General features: G+C 34.3%; 19 protein-coding genes. 5 read left to right on the top strand and 14 right to left on the bottom strand.

Going from position 1 to position 15,356, the window contains the following annotated elements; all coding sequences use genetic code 11:
* Positions 1-15 precede the first annotated feature (15 nt).
* The 5 genes from deoB to D1606_RS12880 form a co-directional block, all read right to left on the bottom strand.
* Complete coding sequence (gene deoB, locus D1606_RS12900; protein ID WP_119416427.1) at positions 16-1,218, bottom strand: phosphopentomutase; 1,203 nt, start codon at positions 1,216-1,218, stop codon at positions 16-18.
* 81 nt (positions 1,219-1,299) lie between these two features.
* Positions 1,300-2,193: a site-specific tyrosine recombinase XerD gene (xerD, locus tag D1606_RS12895; protein ID WP_369973805.1), complete on the bottom strand. Its 894-nt coding sequence runs from the start codon at positions 2,191-2,193 to the stop codon at positions 1,300-1,302.
* Positions 2,194-2,396: 203 nt separating this feature from the next.
* Complete coding sequence (gene fur, locus D1606_RS12890) at positions 2,397-2,864, bottom strand: ferric iron uptake transcriptional regulator (RefSeq protein WP_119416425.1); 468 nt, start codon at positions 2,862-2,864, stop codon at positions 2,397-2,399.
* A gap of 119 nt (positions 2,865-2,983) precedes the next feature.
* Positions 2,984-3,493 carry a hypothetical protein gene (locus D1606_RS12885; RefSeq protein ID WP_119416424.1) on the bottom strand — a complete coding sequence of 170 codons (510 nt, stop codon included), beginning with the start codon at positions 3,491-3,493 and terminating at the stop codon, positions 2,984-2,986.
* Between the two features lie 54 nt (positions 3,494-3,547).
* On the bottom strand, positions 3,548-4,093 hold the full coding sequence (locus tag D1606_RS12880; RefSeq protein ID WP_119416423.1) for an NUDIX domain-containing protein: 546 nt from the start codon (positions 4,091-4,093) through the stop codon (positions 3,548-3,550).
* A 69-nt stretch (positions 4,094-4,162) separates the two neighbouring features.
* On the opposite strand from D1606_RS12880, the gene D1606_RS12875 reads away from it, so the two are divergent.
* Positions 4,163-5,065: an aldo/keto reductase gene (locus tag D1606_RS12875; protein ID WP_119416422.1), complete on the top strand. Its 903-nt coding sequence runs from the start codon at positions 4,163-4,165 to the stop codon at positions 5,063-5,065.
* A 53-nt stretch (positions 5,066-5,118) separates the two neighbouring features.
* On the opposite strand, the gene D1606_RS12870 is transcribed toward D1606_RS12875, so the two are convergent.
* Positions 5,119-5,379: a YqkE family protein gene (locus tag D1606_RS12870; RefSeq protein ID WP_119416421.1), complete on the bottom strand. Its 261-nt coding sequence runs from the start codon at positions 5,377-5,379 to the stop codon at positions 5,119-5,121.
* A gap of 193 nt (positions 5,380-5,572) precedes the next feature.
* Here D1606_RS12870 and D1606_RS12865 point away from each other — a divergent pair, with 193 nt between their 5' ends.
* Both D1606_RS12865 and D1606_RS12860 read left to right on the top strand, forming a co-directional pair.
* Complete coding sequence (locus tag D1606_RS12865; protein WP_119416420.1) at positions 5,573-6,469, top strand: hydroxymethylglutaryl-CoA lyase; 897 nt, start codon at positions 5,573-5,575, stop codon at positions 6,467-6,469.
* Positions 6,470-6,484: 15 nt separating this feature from the next.
* A complete protein-coding gene (locus D1606_RS12860) occupies positions 6,485-7,420 on the top strand; it encodes an alpha/beta hydrolase (protein ID WP_119416419.1) in 936 nt (311 codons plus the stop codon).
* 22 nt (positions 7,421-7,442) lie between these two features.
* On the opposite strand, the gene D1606_RS12855 is transcribed toward D1606_RS12860, so the two are convergent.
* The 5 genes from D1606_RS12855 to D1606_RS12835 all read right to left on the bottom strand — a co-directional run bounded on the left by D1606_RS12855 (position 7,443) and on the right by D1606_RS12835 (position 11,551).
* Positions 7,443-7,664, bottom strand: a complete 222-nt coding sequence (locus D1606_RS12855) for a YneF family protein (RefSeq protein ID WP_119416418.1) — start codon at positions 7,662-7,664, stop codon at positions 7,443-7,445.
* Between the two features lie 137 nt (positions 7,665-7,801).
* Positions 7,802-8,239 carry a sporulation inhibitor of replication protein SirA gene (sirA, locus tag D1606_RS12850; protein ID WP_119416417.1) on the bottom strand — a complete coding sequence of 146 codons (438 nt, stop codon included), beginning with the start codon at positions 8,237-8,239 and terminating at the stop codon, positions 7,802-7,804.
* Between the two features lie 245 nt (positions 8,240-8,484).
* Positions 8,485-10,488 (bottom strand): transketolase, encoded by a 2,004-nt coding sequence (tkt, locus tag D1606_RS12845; protein WP_119416416.1) that lies wholly within the window; start codon positions 10,486-10,488, stop codon positions 8,485-8,487.
* A 92-nt stretch (positions 10,489-10,580) separates the two neighbouring features.
* The gene (locus D1606_RS12840) at positions 10,581-10,817 is read right to left on the bottom strand and encodes a DUF896 domain-containing protein (protein ID WP_119416415.1); all 237 of its coding nucleotides are present in this window, start codon (positions 10,815-10,817) and stop codon (positions 10,581-10,583) included.
* A 128-nt stretch (positions 10,818-10,945) separates the two neighbouring features.
* The gene (locus D1606_RS12835; protein ID WP_119416414.1) at positions 10,946-11,551 is read right to left on the bottom strand and encodes a LysE/ArgO family amino acid transporter; all 606 of its coding nucleotides are present in this window, start codon (positions 11,549-11,551) and stop codon (positions 10,946-10,948) included.
* Positions 11,552-11,657: 106 nt separating this feature from the next.
* Here D1606_RS12835 and D1606_RS12830 point away from each other — a divergent pair, with 106 nt between their 5' ends.
* The gene (locus D1606_RS12830) at positions 11,658-13,103 is read left to right on the top strand and encodes an aminotransferase-like domain-containing protein (protein WP_119416413.1); all 1,446 of its coding nucleotides are present in this window, start codon (positions 11,658-11,660) and stop codon (positions 13,101-13,103) included.
* 24 nt (positions 13,104-13,127) lie between these two features.
* Here D1606_RS12830 and D1606_RS12825 read toward each other — a convergent pair whose 3' ends face one another.
* Together D1606_RS12825 and yneA are read right to left on the bottom strand one after the other, a co-directional pair.
* Positions 13,128-13,790: a YneB family resolvase-like protein gene (locus D1606_RS12825; protein WP_119416412.1), complete on the bottom strand. Its 663-nt coding sequence runs from the start codon at positions 13,788-13,790 to the stop codon at positions 13,128-13,130.
* Positions 13,787-14,101, bottom strand: coding sequence for a cell division suppressor protein YneA (gene yneA, locus D1606_RS12820; protein ID WP_119416411.1), 315 nt, complete (start codon positions 14,099-14,101; stop codon positions 13,787-13,789). The genes D1606_RS12825 and yneA overlap by 4 nt, the downstream gene beginning before the upstream one ends.
* 166 nt (positions 14,102-14,267) lie before the next feature.
* Here yneA and lexA point away from each other — a divergent pair, with 166 nt between their 5' ends.
* Positions 14,268-14,882 carry a transcriptional repressor LexA gene (gene lexA / locus D1606_RS12815; protein ID WP_119416410.1) on the top strand — a complete coding sequence of 205 codons (615 nt, stop codon included), beginning with the start codon at positions 14,268-14,270 and terminating at the stop codon, positions 14,880-14,882.
* A 237-nt stretch (positions 14,883-15,119) separates the two neighbouring features.
* Here the strand turns inward: lexA and D1606_RS12810 are convergent, their stop codons facing one another.
* A complete protein-coding gene (locus tag D1606_RS12810) occupies positions 15,120-15,320 on the bottom strand; it encodes a cold-shock protein (RefSeq protein WP_119416409.1) in 201 nt (66 codons plus the stop codon).
* Between the last annotated feature and the right edge of the window lie 36 nt (positions 15,321-15,356).

Raw genomic sequence — 15,356 nt, 5'->3', positions numbered from 1 at the left:
TAAATCCCCCCTAACTTATTTTAAAGTTTGCAAAAAACTTTCACCGTATTCTGGTAATTTTACATTGAAGTTATCTGCAACAGTCGCACCTAAAGATGCAAATGTACTCATTTTTGGTAATACATTGCCTTCTTTAAAGCGTGGAGAATATGCGATTAATGGAACAAATTCACGTGTGTGATCTGTACCAGGGAAAGTTGGGTCATTACCATGGTCAGCAGTGATCAAAAGTAAATCATCTTCTCCCATTAGCTCTAATGCTTCAGGAAGACGGCGATCAAATTCTTCAAGCGCTTCTCCGTATCCGATTGGATTTCGGCGGTGACCATATTTTGCATCAAAATCAACAAGATTCAAGAATGATAAACCATGGAAGTCTTTTTTCATCACATTCACTAATTGATCCATACCATCCGAATTGTCTTTCGTACGAATAGCCTCAGTTACTCCTTCACCGTTGTATATATCAGAGATTTTACCTAATGCGATTACATCTAGGCCTGCATCTTTCATTTCATTCATAACAGTACGTCCAAATGGTTTTAAAGCATAGTCATGACGATTTGAAGTACGAGTAAAGTTTCCAGGTGTTCCTACGAAAGGACGAGCAATTACACGACCCACTAAATATTCAGGTTTTAAAGTTATTTCACGAGCAATTTCACAAATTCTATACAATTCGTCTAATGGTACAACATCTTCATGAGCTGCGATTTGAAGAACAGGGTCAGCAGATGTATAAACAATAATAGCACCTGTTTCCATATGTTCTTTACCGAAATCTTCGATAACTTGCGTACCAGAAGCAGGTTTATTACATAAAACTTTACGTCCAGTGCGTTCTTCTAATTCATCGATCAATGATTGTGGGAAACCTTCTGGGTAGACTTTAAATGGTTTATTAATATTGAGACCCATTATTTCCCAGTGTCCAGTCATTGTATCTTTACCAACTGAAGCTTCTTGCATATAACCATAATAAGCTGCAGGTTTTTCTACAGATTTCATCCCTTCAAGATCTTTAAGGCCAAGTAAACCACGAATATTTGTATAACCTAAGCGTTCCATATTCGGCATTGTTAGCCCTTTCATTTCATGTGCGATATGTCCAAGTGTATCAGCACCTACATCATTAAATTTTGCAGCATCTGGTGCTTCACCTATTCCAACAGAATCCATAACGATTAAGTGAATACGTTTAAAAGGTTTTGTGTTCATCAATTTATCCTCCTCATTTATACATTCATTCTATCAAATTCTTCAAAAAAATAAAGGTCAGACATCTGACTAATGTAAAAACTATGCTCTAGGATGGAATTGTTTATAAACTTCAGATAATCTAGTTTTACTAATATGTGTATAAATTTGAGTTGTTGCAATATCAGCATGCCCTAACATTTCTTGAACAGCTCTTAAATCTGCACCATTTTCGATTAAATGCGTAGCAAAAGAGTGTCTTAAAATATGTGGTGTTAGTTCTTTTTCTATACCAGCCTTTTCCGCATAGCCCTTCAATAATTTCCAACATCCTTGTCTAGTTAGCCTTTTTCCTCTTTGGTTTATAAATAATGCTTCTGTTCGTAATTTAGGATTCTCCAATTGAAAACGTGCAGTATTTAGATATTTTGTACATGCGTCAATTGCAGTACCGCCTAGAGGAATAATTCTCTCCTTACCACCTTTTCCGAAGACACGTACAAAACCCATTGTTAAATGAATATCTTCTAAATTTAAAGCAATGCATTCACTTACACGCATACCTGTTGCGTAAAGTAATTCTAACATTGCACGATCACGAACACCTTGTGGTTTGGCTACATTTGTAGCTGCAATTAGTCTATCTATTTCTTCAATTGATAATACTCTTGGTAATTTTTGTTCAATTTTCGGCATATCAATATGAATCGTTGGATCGTTACTACATCTTTTTTCTCGAAGCAAAAATTGATGGAAAGAGCGAATTGCTGAAATATGCCTTGAAACTGTACGAGCAGATATTCCTTTATTGCGCAACGTTTGTAAATGCTGCAATATATGATAACGCTCAACATCATCAAATGTTTCAAGTTGTTGGATGTCGAATATATTCTGTGTATAGTCTCTAATATCTCTCTCATAAGATTGCAATGTATTTGTAGATAGTTGACGTTCAACCCGTAAAAAATGTATGTAATCTGCAATCATATCTTGTATTTCTTGTTTCACAGCTTTCATTCCTCCATTAAGCCAAAAACAACCAAGCTTTAGATTTTATTGATGACTTTTCTGTACATCAAATCAGTTTTCTATTCTCCCCACTTAAACTTTTCATAAATCATTGAAATAGTAAAGTGAAAATAAAAAAGGACAGCACCTCCGCCATCCTTTACTTACTTGCTATTAACTTTTCCGTATGTTTACTCTTTGTTTTTGTCTTCTGCAGCGTGCTTTTCATTGCAACGCCAACAAATACCATGAAATGTTAAACGGTGATCTTTGATTTGGAAATTCCATCGTTTTTCGACAACCGCTTCCACATCTTCAAGTAAATCTTCCTGAATTTCATCAACAGCGCCGCATTCGATACATACGAGGTGATGATGAAAGTGAGCTGCTCCCTCTTGTCGTAAATCATAACGAGATACTCCATCACCAAAATTTATTTTGTCGACAATTTTTAGTTCTGTTAGTAACTCTAATGTACGATATACAGTCGCTAGACCGATTTCTGGTGCTTTTTCTTTCACTAAAAGATAAACATCTTCAGCACTTAAATGATCTTCCTCATTTTCTAAAAGTACTCTAACCGTCGCTTCTCGTTGCGGCGTCAGTTTATAGCTAGCACCATGTAATTGTTTTTTTATTCGATCAATTCGGCTCTCCATACGACGCCCCCCTAAACTTCTACCATTATACCAAAGATGTATTTCTCATTACAAGATTAAGCGACCAAATTCTTATAATGACTATTTATTGATAATCATTATCATCTAATAATCAAATTTTAAAACATAAAATGTATTATGACTAATTCTATGAGTAAAATTATCATGGTCATAACACTTATTACGATAATTCTCTTCCAATGTATACCCTTTTTTCGACTATTATAAAATGGTTTTGGAACAAGTACAATTGAAAACAATAATAATAAACAAGTATACAAAAATTGTACTGGAAACCACCAAAGAGCATAATTCCAAAATGCATTTTGGGTAGCTATTAAATACGCTGAACAGAAGCCAAAGAAGGCACTTTTACATACCACAACTAATCTAGTAGCATGTCTAAACCATTGATGCGTAGCAAGTAGCACTAAAAATACATACGGAGTAAATGCCGGCCAAAGTGATTGCCAAATTGCTGGCTTACCTTCCAACAATAATCGTGGATCCATGATAGATATTAACCATTCATTTTGAGATGGAGTTGATAATTTAAATGCGATAATACCACCGATAAATCCAATTGAGATAATTAGGAAAAAATAAGTTATTTGCGAGGAACGATTCAATAGGTCACCTACTTTCTAATAGTACAACCTATGCTCATCATTCTTAAAAATACCTTATTTTAATAGATTATTTTTTGCCCACATAATTGCTAGGATTGTTTTAGCATCGAAAATTCTTTCTTCTTCCACTAATCTTTCAGCTTCTTCAATTGAAACTTCCATGATTTCTACAAATTCATCTTCATCTAAACTCGCAGGTTGTGCTATTTTAAATAAATCTCGTGCAACAAATAAATGAATAACTTCATCAGAAAATCCTGGTGATGTCGCAAATGAGTAAATCTTTTCTAAATGCGAAGCACCATAACCAGTCTCTTCTTCCAATTCTCTTGTTGCGGTGAATGCTGGCTTTTCGCCTGGTTCTAGTTTGCCTGCTGGAATTTCAATAATGCTACGTTCGAGTGGTTTACGAAATTGTTCTACCATTACAATTTTCCCTTCGCTCGTTATTGGAATAATTGCAACAGCTCCAGGATGTTTCACTAATTCTCTTGTAGATTTTTTTCCATTTGGCAAAGTTACTTCATCTACTTGTACTTTAATGACACGTCCTTCAAAAATTTTCTCTGTAGAAATCGTTGTTTCTTCAAATTTATTCATATTTTTATCCACCTTTATTGTTCTTTTTCTATAAATCATTGTACCATTATTAAAAAGGAGGAATATGATTTGAAAACTCGTCAATTAGGTTCTAGCGATTTACATATTTCCGAAATAAGTTTAGGGTGCATGTCCCTACCAACAAACTTACAAGATGCTTCCTATATTATCGATGAAGCACTTGATTTTGGTATCAATTATTTTGATACAGCTGATCTATATAATCACGGTTTGAATGAAGAAATTGTTGGACAACTTATTAAAGAAAAGAGAAAAGATATTGTTTTAGCAACAAAGGTTGGGAATGTGTGGGATAAGCAAGGCAATTCATGGCATTGGGATGCATCAAAGGCTCATATAAAGACTGGGATTAAAGATAGTTTACATCGCTTACAAACTGATTATATCGATGTATACCAACTGCATGGTGGGACTATTGATGATCATTGGGACGAAGTAATAGAAGCTTTTGAAGAACTAAAACAAGAAGGATTGATTCGAGAATATGGCATTTCTTCTATTAGGCCAAATGTCTTGAAACGTTTTTTACCTGCAAGTAATGCTATCTCAGTTATGATGCAATATAGTTTACTTGATAGAAGACCCGAAGAATGGCTTGATTTTATCCAAGAAAATGGTGCATCCATTGTTACTAGAGGCTCAATCGCAAAAGGATTGTTAACAAATGAGTGGCAAAAACGGCTAATAAATACGGATGGGTATCTATCTTATTCTAAAGATGAGCTTCAAAATACTTTAACTAAACTCTCTCAAGCTACACCTTTAATACTTGCAGCTTCACTTAAAACAATTTTAAACCACACTGCAATTGCTTCTGCAGTCGTTGGTGCAAGTACAAAGGAACAACTATCTTCTACAATTCATGCGTATGAAGCTATGGAATCTATTGATAATATTGAAGAAATAATCAGCTTAACAAAACCTGATTTCTACACTTCTCATCGAGACTAAAAAATGAAAATGCGTTAGCGAGAATTATTCTCCTAACGCATTCTTGTAATTCATCAAAATTTAGAGCCTTTATCTCCGTATTCTTCAAGTAACTCTGCAAATGATTTATTTTTTTCGATTTGTTTTTTCTCAAATGCAAGCTGTGCTGCTTTTTCTTCTTGTTGTTTTTGTTCTTTTGCAACTAATTCTTTTTTTGCAAGCTTCAACTTAGCTAATACATCACCATTGAGCTGATCTTGAAGAGTTACTTTTTCTTCTTTATCGACTAAATTTGACTGATTTTGGTTTATTTGTTTTCTCTTTTTCTTTGCCATACCATTCTTCTCCCCTACATAACATAAACGAAACATGCTCCATATGATATATTTTCCTCAATTTTAATACTGAATCATACACTTATCAATAGTTAACAAACTTTAATCATAGGATATAGTAAAAACATTTTTTCTTAAATCGGCTTTCACCTTTTCATCTAACCCACTATAAGTATAGAAAGGAATGCTGTTTATGTTAAACTTACCTAATCAAGTAACAATTATTGAAGTTGGTCCTAGAGATGGCCTTCAAAATACACAACATATCATCCCCACTATTCAAAAACTCAATTTTATCCATAGCCTACAAGATGCTGGTATTAAAGAAATGGAAATCACTTCTTTTGTTTCGCCTAAATGGGTACCTCAAATGGCAGATCATACAGATATCGTGATGAATGTAAATAAAATAGGAAAACAGTATGTATTGGCTCCAAATGAGATAGGAATTCAAAAAGCTCTTTCTTTAAATTCCAAGGCAATAGCAGTTTTCGTTGGAGTAAGTAATACATTCAACAAAAAGAATATAAATCAAACGACACTTGAATCGATGAATACTTTAACTCCTATTATCAAAGACTTAAAAAAAGAGGGCGTCTTTGTTCGTGCATGTATTTCTACAGCATTTTATTGTCCATACGAAGGCGGGATTTTTCCGGAAGATACTTTAGCACTTTGTAGACAATTTGTAGATTTAGGTGTCGATGAATTAAGTGTTGCAGATACAATCGGAATGGCGAACCCAGTAGAAAGCTATTCTCTTTTTTCCTTACTAAAACAAGAATTACCCAACGTATTATTAACGGCTCATTTTCATGATACTCGTCAAATGGCCTTAGCTAATATTTTCGCATCACTTCAAGCTGGTATCAATCGATTTGATAGCTCGGCAGGAGGGTTAGGTGGTTGTCCTTTTGCTAAAGGTGCAACAGGCAATGTAGCTACAGAAGATGTAGTCTTTATGCTTGAACAAATGGGTATTCAAACAGGAATAGATATACAAAAAGTATGTAAATCCTTAAAACATTTGCAACCCTTTTTAAAAGAGGAAATTTCAAGTGCGCAGTATAAATTATATCAACAAAGATAGAAAGTGGTGATGCGTATGAAGAAACGATTTGTTTGGATTTTTGGTCTATTTACAGGAATTGTAGGAGCGATTGTCACAATAATTGGATATATTATCACAAGTAGAATTATATATATTAAGAAAAAAGACGATAATTTTATATTAGAACGTGAAAAAAAGGCATTACGATACGATGAAAAGTGGTACGCTACGGTAGAAAAAGAATACTTGAATATCGATTCACCTAATGGATATACGATAAAAGGTATTTACTTTAAACCATTAAATACTTCAAATACAATGATTGTATGTCATGGCGTAACTGAAAACAAGGTAAATTCTATAAAGTATGTACGATTATTTGAACGTCTCGGTTTTAATACGGTAGTTTATGATCATAGGAGGCATGGAGAAACAGGGGGCGAAACAACAAGTTACGGTTATTATGAGAAATTTGACTTACAAGCAGTTTTACACCACATAAAAGAGCAACTTGATAACAACGCAGTAATTGGTGTTCATGGTGAATCTATGGGTGCTGCAACAACATTATTATACGCGGGCACTTTAGAAGATGAAGCTGATTTTTATATTGCTGATTGCCCTTACTCAGACTTTTCAGAACAGCTTTACTACCTTCTTACAAAACAAACACCATTTAGAAGTACATTGGCTGTAAGACTAGCTGACCTATTTTTACGTTTACGTGAAGGTTATTGGTTAAAAAATATTGCACCACGCACTGCAGTAACGAATATTAAAAAACCTGTTCTTTTTATTCACAGTCTACCAGATGACTTTATCTTACCAGGTATGACAATTGAATTATATCGATTGAAGAATGGTCCCAAGACTTTAAAGTTATTTGAAGAAGGTGAGCATGCCCAATCTTTTAATAAGAACCCTCAAGAATATGAGGAAACGGTAAGAAGTTTCCTTCAAGAATACATTTTAAACCTAGATAAAAAATAGCACTCATCTGAGTGCTATTTTTTTATTTATTGCTTAATTTATTCATTTGATTCATCATTTGTTTGATTTGTTTTTCAGATGGTTTACGTCCCATTTGAGTCATCATCATACGTAACATTTGTTCGTTAATAGGTGGATTTTCTTTTAAATACTTCATCATATATTGACGAGCGATAAAGAATCCTCCAACTAATCCTACGATTAATGCTACTACTATTAAAGTAATCGCTAATGCAGTATTCACTTGTGTTCCTCCTCTAAAATTCGCATACGAGAAAAATATCTCCAAAGAGGATTATACAATAAAAACTATCCCGATACTACTATTTATCGGATTTATCCTACATTTAACGGGTACATGGAATAACTAAATTTTTAAATTTAATTTGCCAGCACTGAAAATTTAGGCGGTTTTAACCATCCGCATTCCATTTCATTTTTGTTAAAACCGATAAAACCTGTACTAAATTTCGATAATGTTGCAAACAAATCTAATTCTAGCATTCGTGATCCTACACAAGTTACGACCATATAATATGGCTGTATTTCAATATGTAGATCTCCTTTAAACTCATTTGCCAAAAATATTTCATGATTTTTCATTTCAATAGTCGAAAAATTATTGGTCAAATATTGCCCTATAAATTCTTCAATCTCTTCTACTGGCAATAGCTCACATAAATAAGCTAATTCTTGTGAAGGATAAAAAGTGTTTTCTTCAGACTTTAAATCATTGATCAATTCGAATAATAATCGTTCTCTCCCGTACACAAATGACTGATGCTTTTTTTTGACATGAAAGATTGAGTAAACACGCATCTATTGCCACTCCTTTCCGTTCTTTCAAGTAATTATACCTTGAACATATCAAATATTTTGTCAATTTGAACTGTAAATAATCCACTTTCTTTGTCAAAAAACAAAAAGTAGAGGCTAATCACCTCTACTTTTTAAAATACTTTAAATTCTTTGTTGTAAATCTTTCGTCGAAATCGATTACCATTCCGAAAAAGTTCTCTCATTCAAATGAAATATGCTTTAAATAACAACATTTTTTAAAGTGGTTATTTCGTTAATAATGCTTTCGTTTTTGCGACAACATTTTCGACTGTAAAGCCGTATTCTTTCATGACTGTTTCACCAGGAGCACTTGCACCAAAACGATCAATAGCAAGGACGTCTCCTTCAAATCCAGTGTATTTATGCCAACCAAATGATGAAGCCATTTCAATTGCTAAACGTTTTTTGACTGTTTTTGGCAATACGCTTTCTTTGTATGCTTCGTCTTGTTCTTCAAAACGTGCAAAGTCTGGCATAGATACAACTGTTACGTCGATTCCTTCTTTTGCAAGTTCTGCTTTAGCTTGAACTGCCAATTGTACTTCTGAACCTGTTGCAAGAAGAAGTGCATCTGCCACCTCTTTTTTAGCTTTTGCTACAACATAAGCACCTTTTGCTACACCTTCGTAAACAGTTTGTACATCAACATCAAGAACTGGTAAGTTTTGACGTGACAATACTAATGCTGTTGGGCGATTTTCAGATGAAACGGCAAGTTTCCATGCTGCTGCTGATTCATTTGCATCTGCTGGGCGAATAACAGATAGATTTGGCATTGCACGTAAAGCAGCTAGTTGTTCGATAGGTTCATGTGTTGGTCCATCTTCTCCAACTGCAATAGAGTCATGTGTAAAGACATAAGTTACTGGTAGACCCATAAGAGCTGCAAGTCGAACTGCTGGACGTACATAATCAGAGAATACGAAGAATGTACCCCCAAAGACATTCACTCCGCCATGTAATGCCATACCATTAAGTGCTGCACCCATTGCAAACTCACGCACACCAAACCAAATATTACGTCCTTCGCGATCAGTTGCTGAGAAATCTCCAGCACCTTTAATAGTTGTTTTATTAGAACCAGCTAGGTCAGCACTTCCCCCGAAGAATGCAGGGATTTTCTTAGCTAATGCATTGATCACTTCTCCAGAAGAAGAACGAGTCGCAATTGACTTACCTACTTCAAAAGTTGGGATTTCAGCATCAAAATCAGCTGGAAGTTTACCCGAGATAGCTTGTTCTAATTGAGAAGCTAGTTCAGGATACTCTTCTTTATAAGATGAGAATTGTGCATTCCAAGCTGATTCTGCATCTTCTCCTTGTACTTTTGCTGCTTGCTTAAATGTTTCATACACTTCTTCAGGAACAAAGAAGTCATCATTTTCCCATTCGTAAGCTTGTTTAGTTAAGACTACTTCGTCCGTACCAAGTGGTGAACCATGTGAAGCTGATTTACCAGATTTGTTCGGTGAACCAAATCCAATTACAGTTTTTACTTCGATTAAAGTTGGTTGACCTTTATGCGCTTTTGCTTGTTCGATTGCAGCGTTAATCGCTTCAATGTCATTACCATCTTCTACTCTCAAATAATTCCAACCATATGCTTTAAAGCGTTCTGCTGTATTATCTGAGAATGATTTATTTAAATCTCCATCTAAAGAGATGTCATTACTATCATAAAGAACAATTAGTTTTTCTAATTGTAAATGACCTGCAAGTGAAGCTGCTTCTGCAGAGACACCTTCCATCAAGTCTCCATCGCCACAAAGTGCAAATGTATAGTGATTGATAATATCATTGTTTGGTTTATTGTAGACGCCAGCTAAATGTGCTTCTGCCATTGCCATTCCGACTGCCATTGAAATACCTTGTCCAAGTGGACCAGTAGTTGCTTCTACGCCAACAGTATGGCCATATTCTGGGTGTCCTGGTGTTAATGAACCCCATTGACGGAAGTTTTTAATCTCTTCCATTGGTAAATCATAACCACCTAAATGTAGTAAGCTATATAATAACATTGAACCATGTCCTGCTGATAACACAAATCGATCACGGTTAAACCATTTAGGGTTTTTAGGATTGTGGTGTAATTGTTTTGTCCAAAGTGTATAAGCCATTGGAGCTGCACCCATTGGAAGACCTGGATGACCAGAGTTTGCTTTTTCAATTGCATCGATAGATAAAGTACGGATTGTATTAATTGCAAGCTGATCTGCTTGTACAGTCATGAATAGACATCCTTTCTAAAAGCAAAATTTAATTCAATTTAAGTGTAGTCAACATTATAAGATAAAACAATGCTTTTTGAGCATTTGTTTTGTTAATTTAATGGTTTGTTTCTTTTTTGGATTGCTTTTACTTTTTCCGGTGTCACTTCATCGCCATTCGGATCGAATACGCGAACATTTTCAATTGTTTTTCGCATCGAAGAACGGAACGCATCTAAATATTCTTTACGAAGAGCAGTTTGTTCTTTTGCTTCTTCGACAGTTAAACCTGATTCTTTGGATTTTTTTGATAAATAATTTATACGTTGAATTTTCTCTTTTGGTAACAAGTAAAACACACCTTTCATAAATACATTAATTTAAAGGTATGAAAAAAAAGCTTCAAGCGCAAGCTTAAAGCTTCATATATTCACAAATTATATGAATTTATTATAATATCTTATTAATAACAAAAAAATCAATCTAAATTTATCAATAGATAAATAGCAGTTCCCCATATAAACAATGCAGATAGTTTGTTGAAAACAATAAATACTTTCCCTGAAATATGTAATTTTTTTAAATAGGCTCCTGTGATTGTTAAACTAAAAAACCATACCCAAGAAACTCCAACACTAGCGGTTGCAAACAGAATTTGATCTATCCCCTTGTATTTTAATGCGCTTGTCCCTATCACACCTACCGTATCAAGAAGCGCATGGGGATTTAGCAAAGAAACAGATAATGCAAAAAGGATTTGCTGTTTTATCGGAAGAGCTCGCCCCTCCTCTAGGTTAGTCACTCCCACCGAACTCCATATAACCTTTCCCATATAACATAAAAAAAGTATGCCACTGATCAATAGGATCAATCGAATCCATTCAAATTGCAAAACAATGATGGATAGGCCAAAAACTGCTAAAAAAATTAATAATGTATCACAAAGTGCTGCAGCTAGAGTTGCAGGTAAAGCCTTATATATATTTGGTTGTGTAACACCTTGTGAAAAAACAAAAATATTTTGAACGCCTAATGGTAAAATTAATCCGAATGCTAAAATGATTCCGTGTACAAATGCTTGCATCGTTCAACACCCTTTCTTTCTACTATCGTACTATGTTATATAAATTATAAAAGGTCCAATTGGTTGGGATTTTACCCACCCAATTTTCGAAAGGGGATTGACGTTTTTGTGGAAACCAAATCGCAACTCATCGAGTAGTTTACACCATCAAATTATAAATTGGATTACGAATCAAATTAATACCGGTAATTGGGTGGTAGGAACAAAACTCCCTACTCAACGACAGCTTGCTTTACAATTTGAAGTTAATAGAAGCACGATTCAACAGGCTTTAGATGAATTAAAAGCAGATGGTATTATAGAAGCTAAAAGGGGAGCAGGCGTATTTGTTGCGAATAATTCTTGGAATCTATTAGCGAAGAAGCAGCAACCTAATTGGCAAAGGTATATTGACGAAAGCATTCATAAACCTAATTATCGTACGATCCAATTAATAAATGAATATGAACAGGAAGATTCCATCATTCGATTAGGAACAGGGGAAATTTCTCCTAACTTATTACCAACAAAGGAACTGTTAGAATCACTTCAGAATCTTTCACTAACTGGAAAGGATATAGGTTATTCTTCGCCACAGGGGCACGAAGAATTACGCATTGCCGTCTGCCAACATGTAAAAAAGAGAGGTATTGCAACTACACCTGACAATATTCTTATTGTTTCAGGTGCACTACAAGCTCTCCAGCTAATGGCAGTGAGTCTCTTTGAACCAGGGTCGATTGTTTTCCAAGAACCCATTTCGTATCTAAATTCTATTCATCCATTTCAATCATATGGTATCCAAATGAAATCGATCAAACGCGATGCCGCTCTCTCAACAACACTATATTCATTGAAAAAGCATCGTCAAACTATTTACTATACTGTACCAACTCTGGATAATCCAACAGGAAAAGTTTGGTCTACTGAAGAAAAGAAACGATTTTATGAAATATGTACATCACTCCAAATACCAATTTTAGAAGATGATGTTTACGCTGACTTGTTATTTGAGACTGACAGTCATTCTATAAAATCTTTTGATTCTTCTGGACAAGTGATTTATATCAGTAGCGTTTCAAAAACGTTAAGCCCTGGATTAAGAATTGGATGGATTATTGGCCCTACTCCTGTTATAAAAAGATTAACAGATATAAAAATGCAAATGGATTATGGATCAAGCGCAATTTCGCAGAAAATTGTAACCTATTGGTTAACTTCAGGGTTATATCAAAAACATTTGGTAGAATTGAAGTCACAGTTAAAATCGCGTGCTAATTTTATGATATCTATACTGTCTGAGTACTTCCATTCAATTGCTACTTGGGAAAGTCCAAAGGGCGGGTTCTATATTTGGCTTAAATACAATAAACCAATTGTTACAAGAGAATTATTTTTGAAGGTTTTGAAAAGAAATGTATTGGTCAATCCGGGGTATATTTATGACACAGAAGATTCAACCCATATACGTTTATCCTATGCGTATGCATCTTTGGACGAATTGAAATATGGATTAATGATTTTATATGAAGAAAGTATTTTAGCCATAAAAGCAGCAGACTTCTATAAATAGAAATTCTGCTGCTTTTATAATTTATCATTTTATTTGTTCAAGGTTTTCTTCATATTCTTTAAAACGCCTATGAACTGTAGCTTTGCTTATTTGAAAACCTAATCCTTTTAAAGTAGCTGTTATTTCTTCAAAGGTCATTCCTGTTTGTCTTAAATTGACGATTTGCTCAATAGGTGCATCAATTCTTTCTCTTCCTTCAGGGTTGCCACGGTCTTTCAAATTATTTTCTGGTCTATAGCCATTTTCTACAGCTCTTCTCATGCCTCGACGTATTTTAGCATTATGTAGTTTCCGCTGATACTCTTCAACTAGTGCTAATATTTCAAGGAGCATCGTGTCCATTTCATTTAACTTCAGATTTCCAGAATCACTTAAAGTGAATATATCAACATTCATCTTTTTCAATAAATGCAAAACTGCCATTCGTCCATTACCACGTCCTAAACGTGTTTCATCCTGAACAAATAAGGTTGGAATGTGATATTCCTTCATATATTCCAATAAATCTAATAAGCCTTCTCTCTCAATATCATACCCACTATGTCTATCAGTAAACACTTCCACTACTTCATATCCTTTTTCTTTTGCGAAGGATTTTAATTCAATTTCTTGTCTCTCGATTGAAGTGTCTTGGGTTTCTTTTTCTGTGCTTACCCGACAGTATATTACTGCTTTTTCATTCATCATTTTTTGTCACTCGCCAATTCTATCCTTTTTTCTGTCATCTTAGTTTGTTTATTTTCAGGAATAACTAAAGTATGACCAGCAATAATTTTATCGTCAATTATATTGTTCTCACTTTTTACTAGACGAACCCATTCTTCGTTAGATAAATCGCCTTTGTGCTGGTTAGCCAAAGACCAAAGTGTATCTCCTTCATGTACTTTAATATTTGTATATGTTGTTGTATCTCTATAAGTTATAAGTAAAATGATCATAGCAATAAACGCAAAAACAAGAAGTAATGTTGTATTTTGATTTCTTTTAATCCAATTCATATAAATCTTCCTTTCATCGAATATTTGTTCGGAATGTATGTTCTCAATATAATACGAACGTTTGTTTTTGTCAAATATGTTTTCGAACTTATGTTTGCACTATTTGTTCGGTAATGCTATACTAATTTTAATAATTAGCAGAATACTAAGATAAGAGGTGATTGGATTGAAAAAAGTATCGAAAAGACAAGAAGATATTCTAGAATTTATCAAAGAAGAAGTTCGTACAAAAGGATACCCACCTTCCGTCCGAGAAATTGGTGAAGCTGTTGGTTTAGCATCAAGCTCTACAGTTCACGGACATTTAAATAGACTTGAAAGCAAAGGCCTTATTCGTCGGGATCCAACAAAACCTCGTGCTATTGAAATTTTGGACCAAGACAACATTTCAAAACAAGGTGTTATTCATGTTCCTCTAGTTGGTAAAGTAACAGCAGGTATGCCAATTACTGCTATCGAAAATATTGAAGAATACTTCCCTATTCCAGATTCTTACGGAACTTCCGATGACAATATTTTTATGCTTGAAATTATGGGTGAATCTATGATTGAAGCTGGCATTTTAGATGGCGACTATGTCATTGTGAAACAACAAGCTTCTGCGAATAATGGTGATATTATAGTTGCCATGACCGAAGAAAATGAAGCTACCGTAAAACGATTCTATAAAGAAGAAGGTTATTTCCGTCTTCAACCTGAAAACTCTTCGATGGATCCAATTATTGTAGAGAATGTTTCTGTACTCGGTAAAGTAGTAGGCTTATATAGAAACGTTAACTAGTAAACCATATGAAAAAGCATTCGAATCTATTCCTAATTTGATAGATTTGAATGCTTTTTTAGTTAGATCAAATCAGTGAAGCTAATAAAGCTAAATATTGCTCTTAATAAAAAAACCTTGCACAAATTGTGCAAAGCATAAAAAAACAAACGCTGGAGTCTAACTAATTAAAAAAGAGAAACCTAATTGAAGGTTTCTCTTTTTTAGATACTTCTAAAACTAACTAATTTTAAAAAATTAAAGTTTTACAATGTTTGCAGCTTGTGGTCCGCGTTGGCCTTGTTCAACTTCGAATTCAACTTTTTGGCCTTCTTCTAAAGATTTGAAACCTTCTCCTTGGATTGCTGAGAAGTGAGCGAATACGTCTTCTCCGCCTTCAACTTCGATGAAACCGAAACCTTTGTCTGCGTTAAACCATTTTACTGTACCTTGTGTCATTTAAATGACCTCCATTATAAATTTATTAATATATAA

The organism is Rummeliibacillus sp. POC4 (assembly GCF_003576525.1).
In the GTDB taxonomy this organism is placed as follows: Bacteria; Bacillota; Bacilli; order Bacillales_A; family Planococcaceae; genus Rummeliibacillus.
Note: the sequence above shows the minus strand (reverse complement) of the source record. Positions and strands in the feature narration are given on the sequence as shown.

What these genes read in the sequence shown, in the direction of transcription:
- deoB (WP_119416427.1), bottom strand. Translation starts at nt 1,218, where the DNA reads ATGAACACAAAACCTTTTAAACGTATTCACTTAATCGTTATGGATTCT.
- D1606_RS12810 (WP_119416409.1), bottom strand. Translation starts at nt 15,320, where the DNA reads ATGACACAAGGTACAGTAAAATGGTTTAACGCAGACAAAGGTTTCGGT.
- D1606_RS12870 (WP_119416421.1), bottom strand. Translation starts at nt 5,379, where the DNA reads ATGGCAAAGAAAAAGAGAAAACAAATAAACCAAAATCAGTCAAATTTA.
- tkt (WP_119416416.1), bottom strand. Translation starts at nt 10,488, where the DNA reads ATGACTGTACAAGCAGATCAGCTTGCAATTAATACAATCCGTACTTTA.
- D1606_RS12835 (WP_119416414.1), bottom strand. Translation starts at nt 11,551, where the DNA reads ATGCAAGCATTTGTACACGGAATCATTTTAGCATTCGGATTAATTTTA.
- D1606_RS12825 (WP_119416412.1), bottom strand. Translation starts at nt 13,790, where the DNA reads ATGATGAATGAAAAAGCAGTAATATACTGTCGGGTAAGCACAGAAAAA.
- D1606_RS12880 (WP_119416423.1), bottom strand. Translation starts at nt 4,093, where the DNA reads ATGAATAAATTTGAAGAAACAACGATTTCTACAGAGAAAATTTTTGAA.
- D1606_RS12860 (WP_119416419.1), top strand. Translation starts at nt 6,485, where the DNA reads ATGAAGAAACGATTTGTTTGGATTTTTGGTCTATTTACAGGAATTGTA.
- D1606_RS12865 (WP_119416420.1), top strand. Translation starts at nt 5,573, where the DNA reads ATGTTAAACTTACCTAATCAAGTAACAATTATTGAAGTTGGTCCTAGA.
- fur (WP_119416425.1), bottom strand. Translation starts at nt 2,864, where the DNA reads ATGGAGAGCCGAATTGATCGAATAAAAAAACAATTACATGGTGCTAGC.
- yneA (WP_119416411.1), bottom strand. Translation starts at nt 14,101, where the DNA reads ATGAATTGGATTAAAAGAAATCAAAATACAACATTACTTCTTGTTTTT.
- sirA (WP_119416417.1), bottom strand. Translation starts at nt 8,239, where the DNA reads ATGCGTGTTTACTCAATCTTTCATGTCAAAAAAAAGCATCAGTCATTT.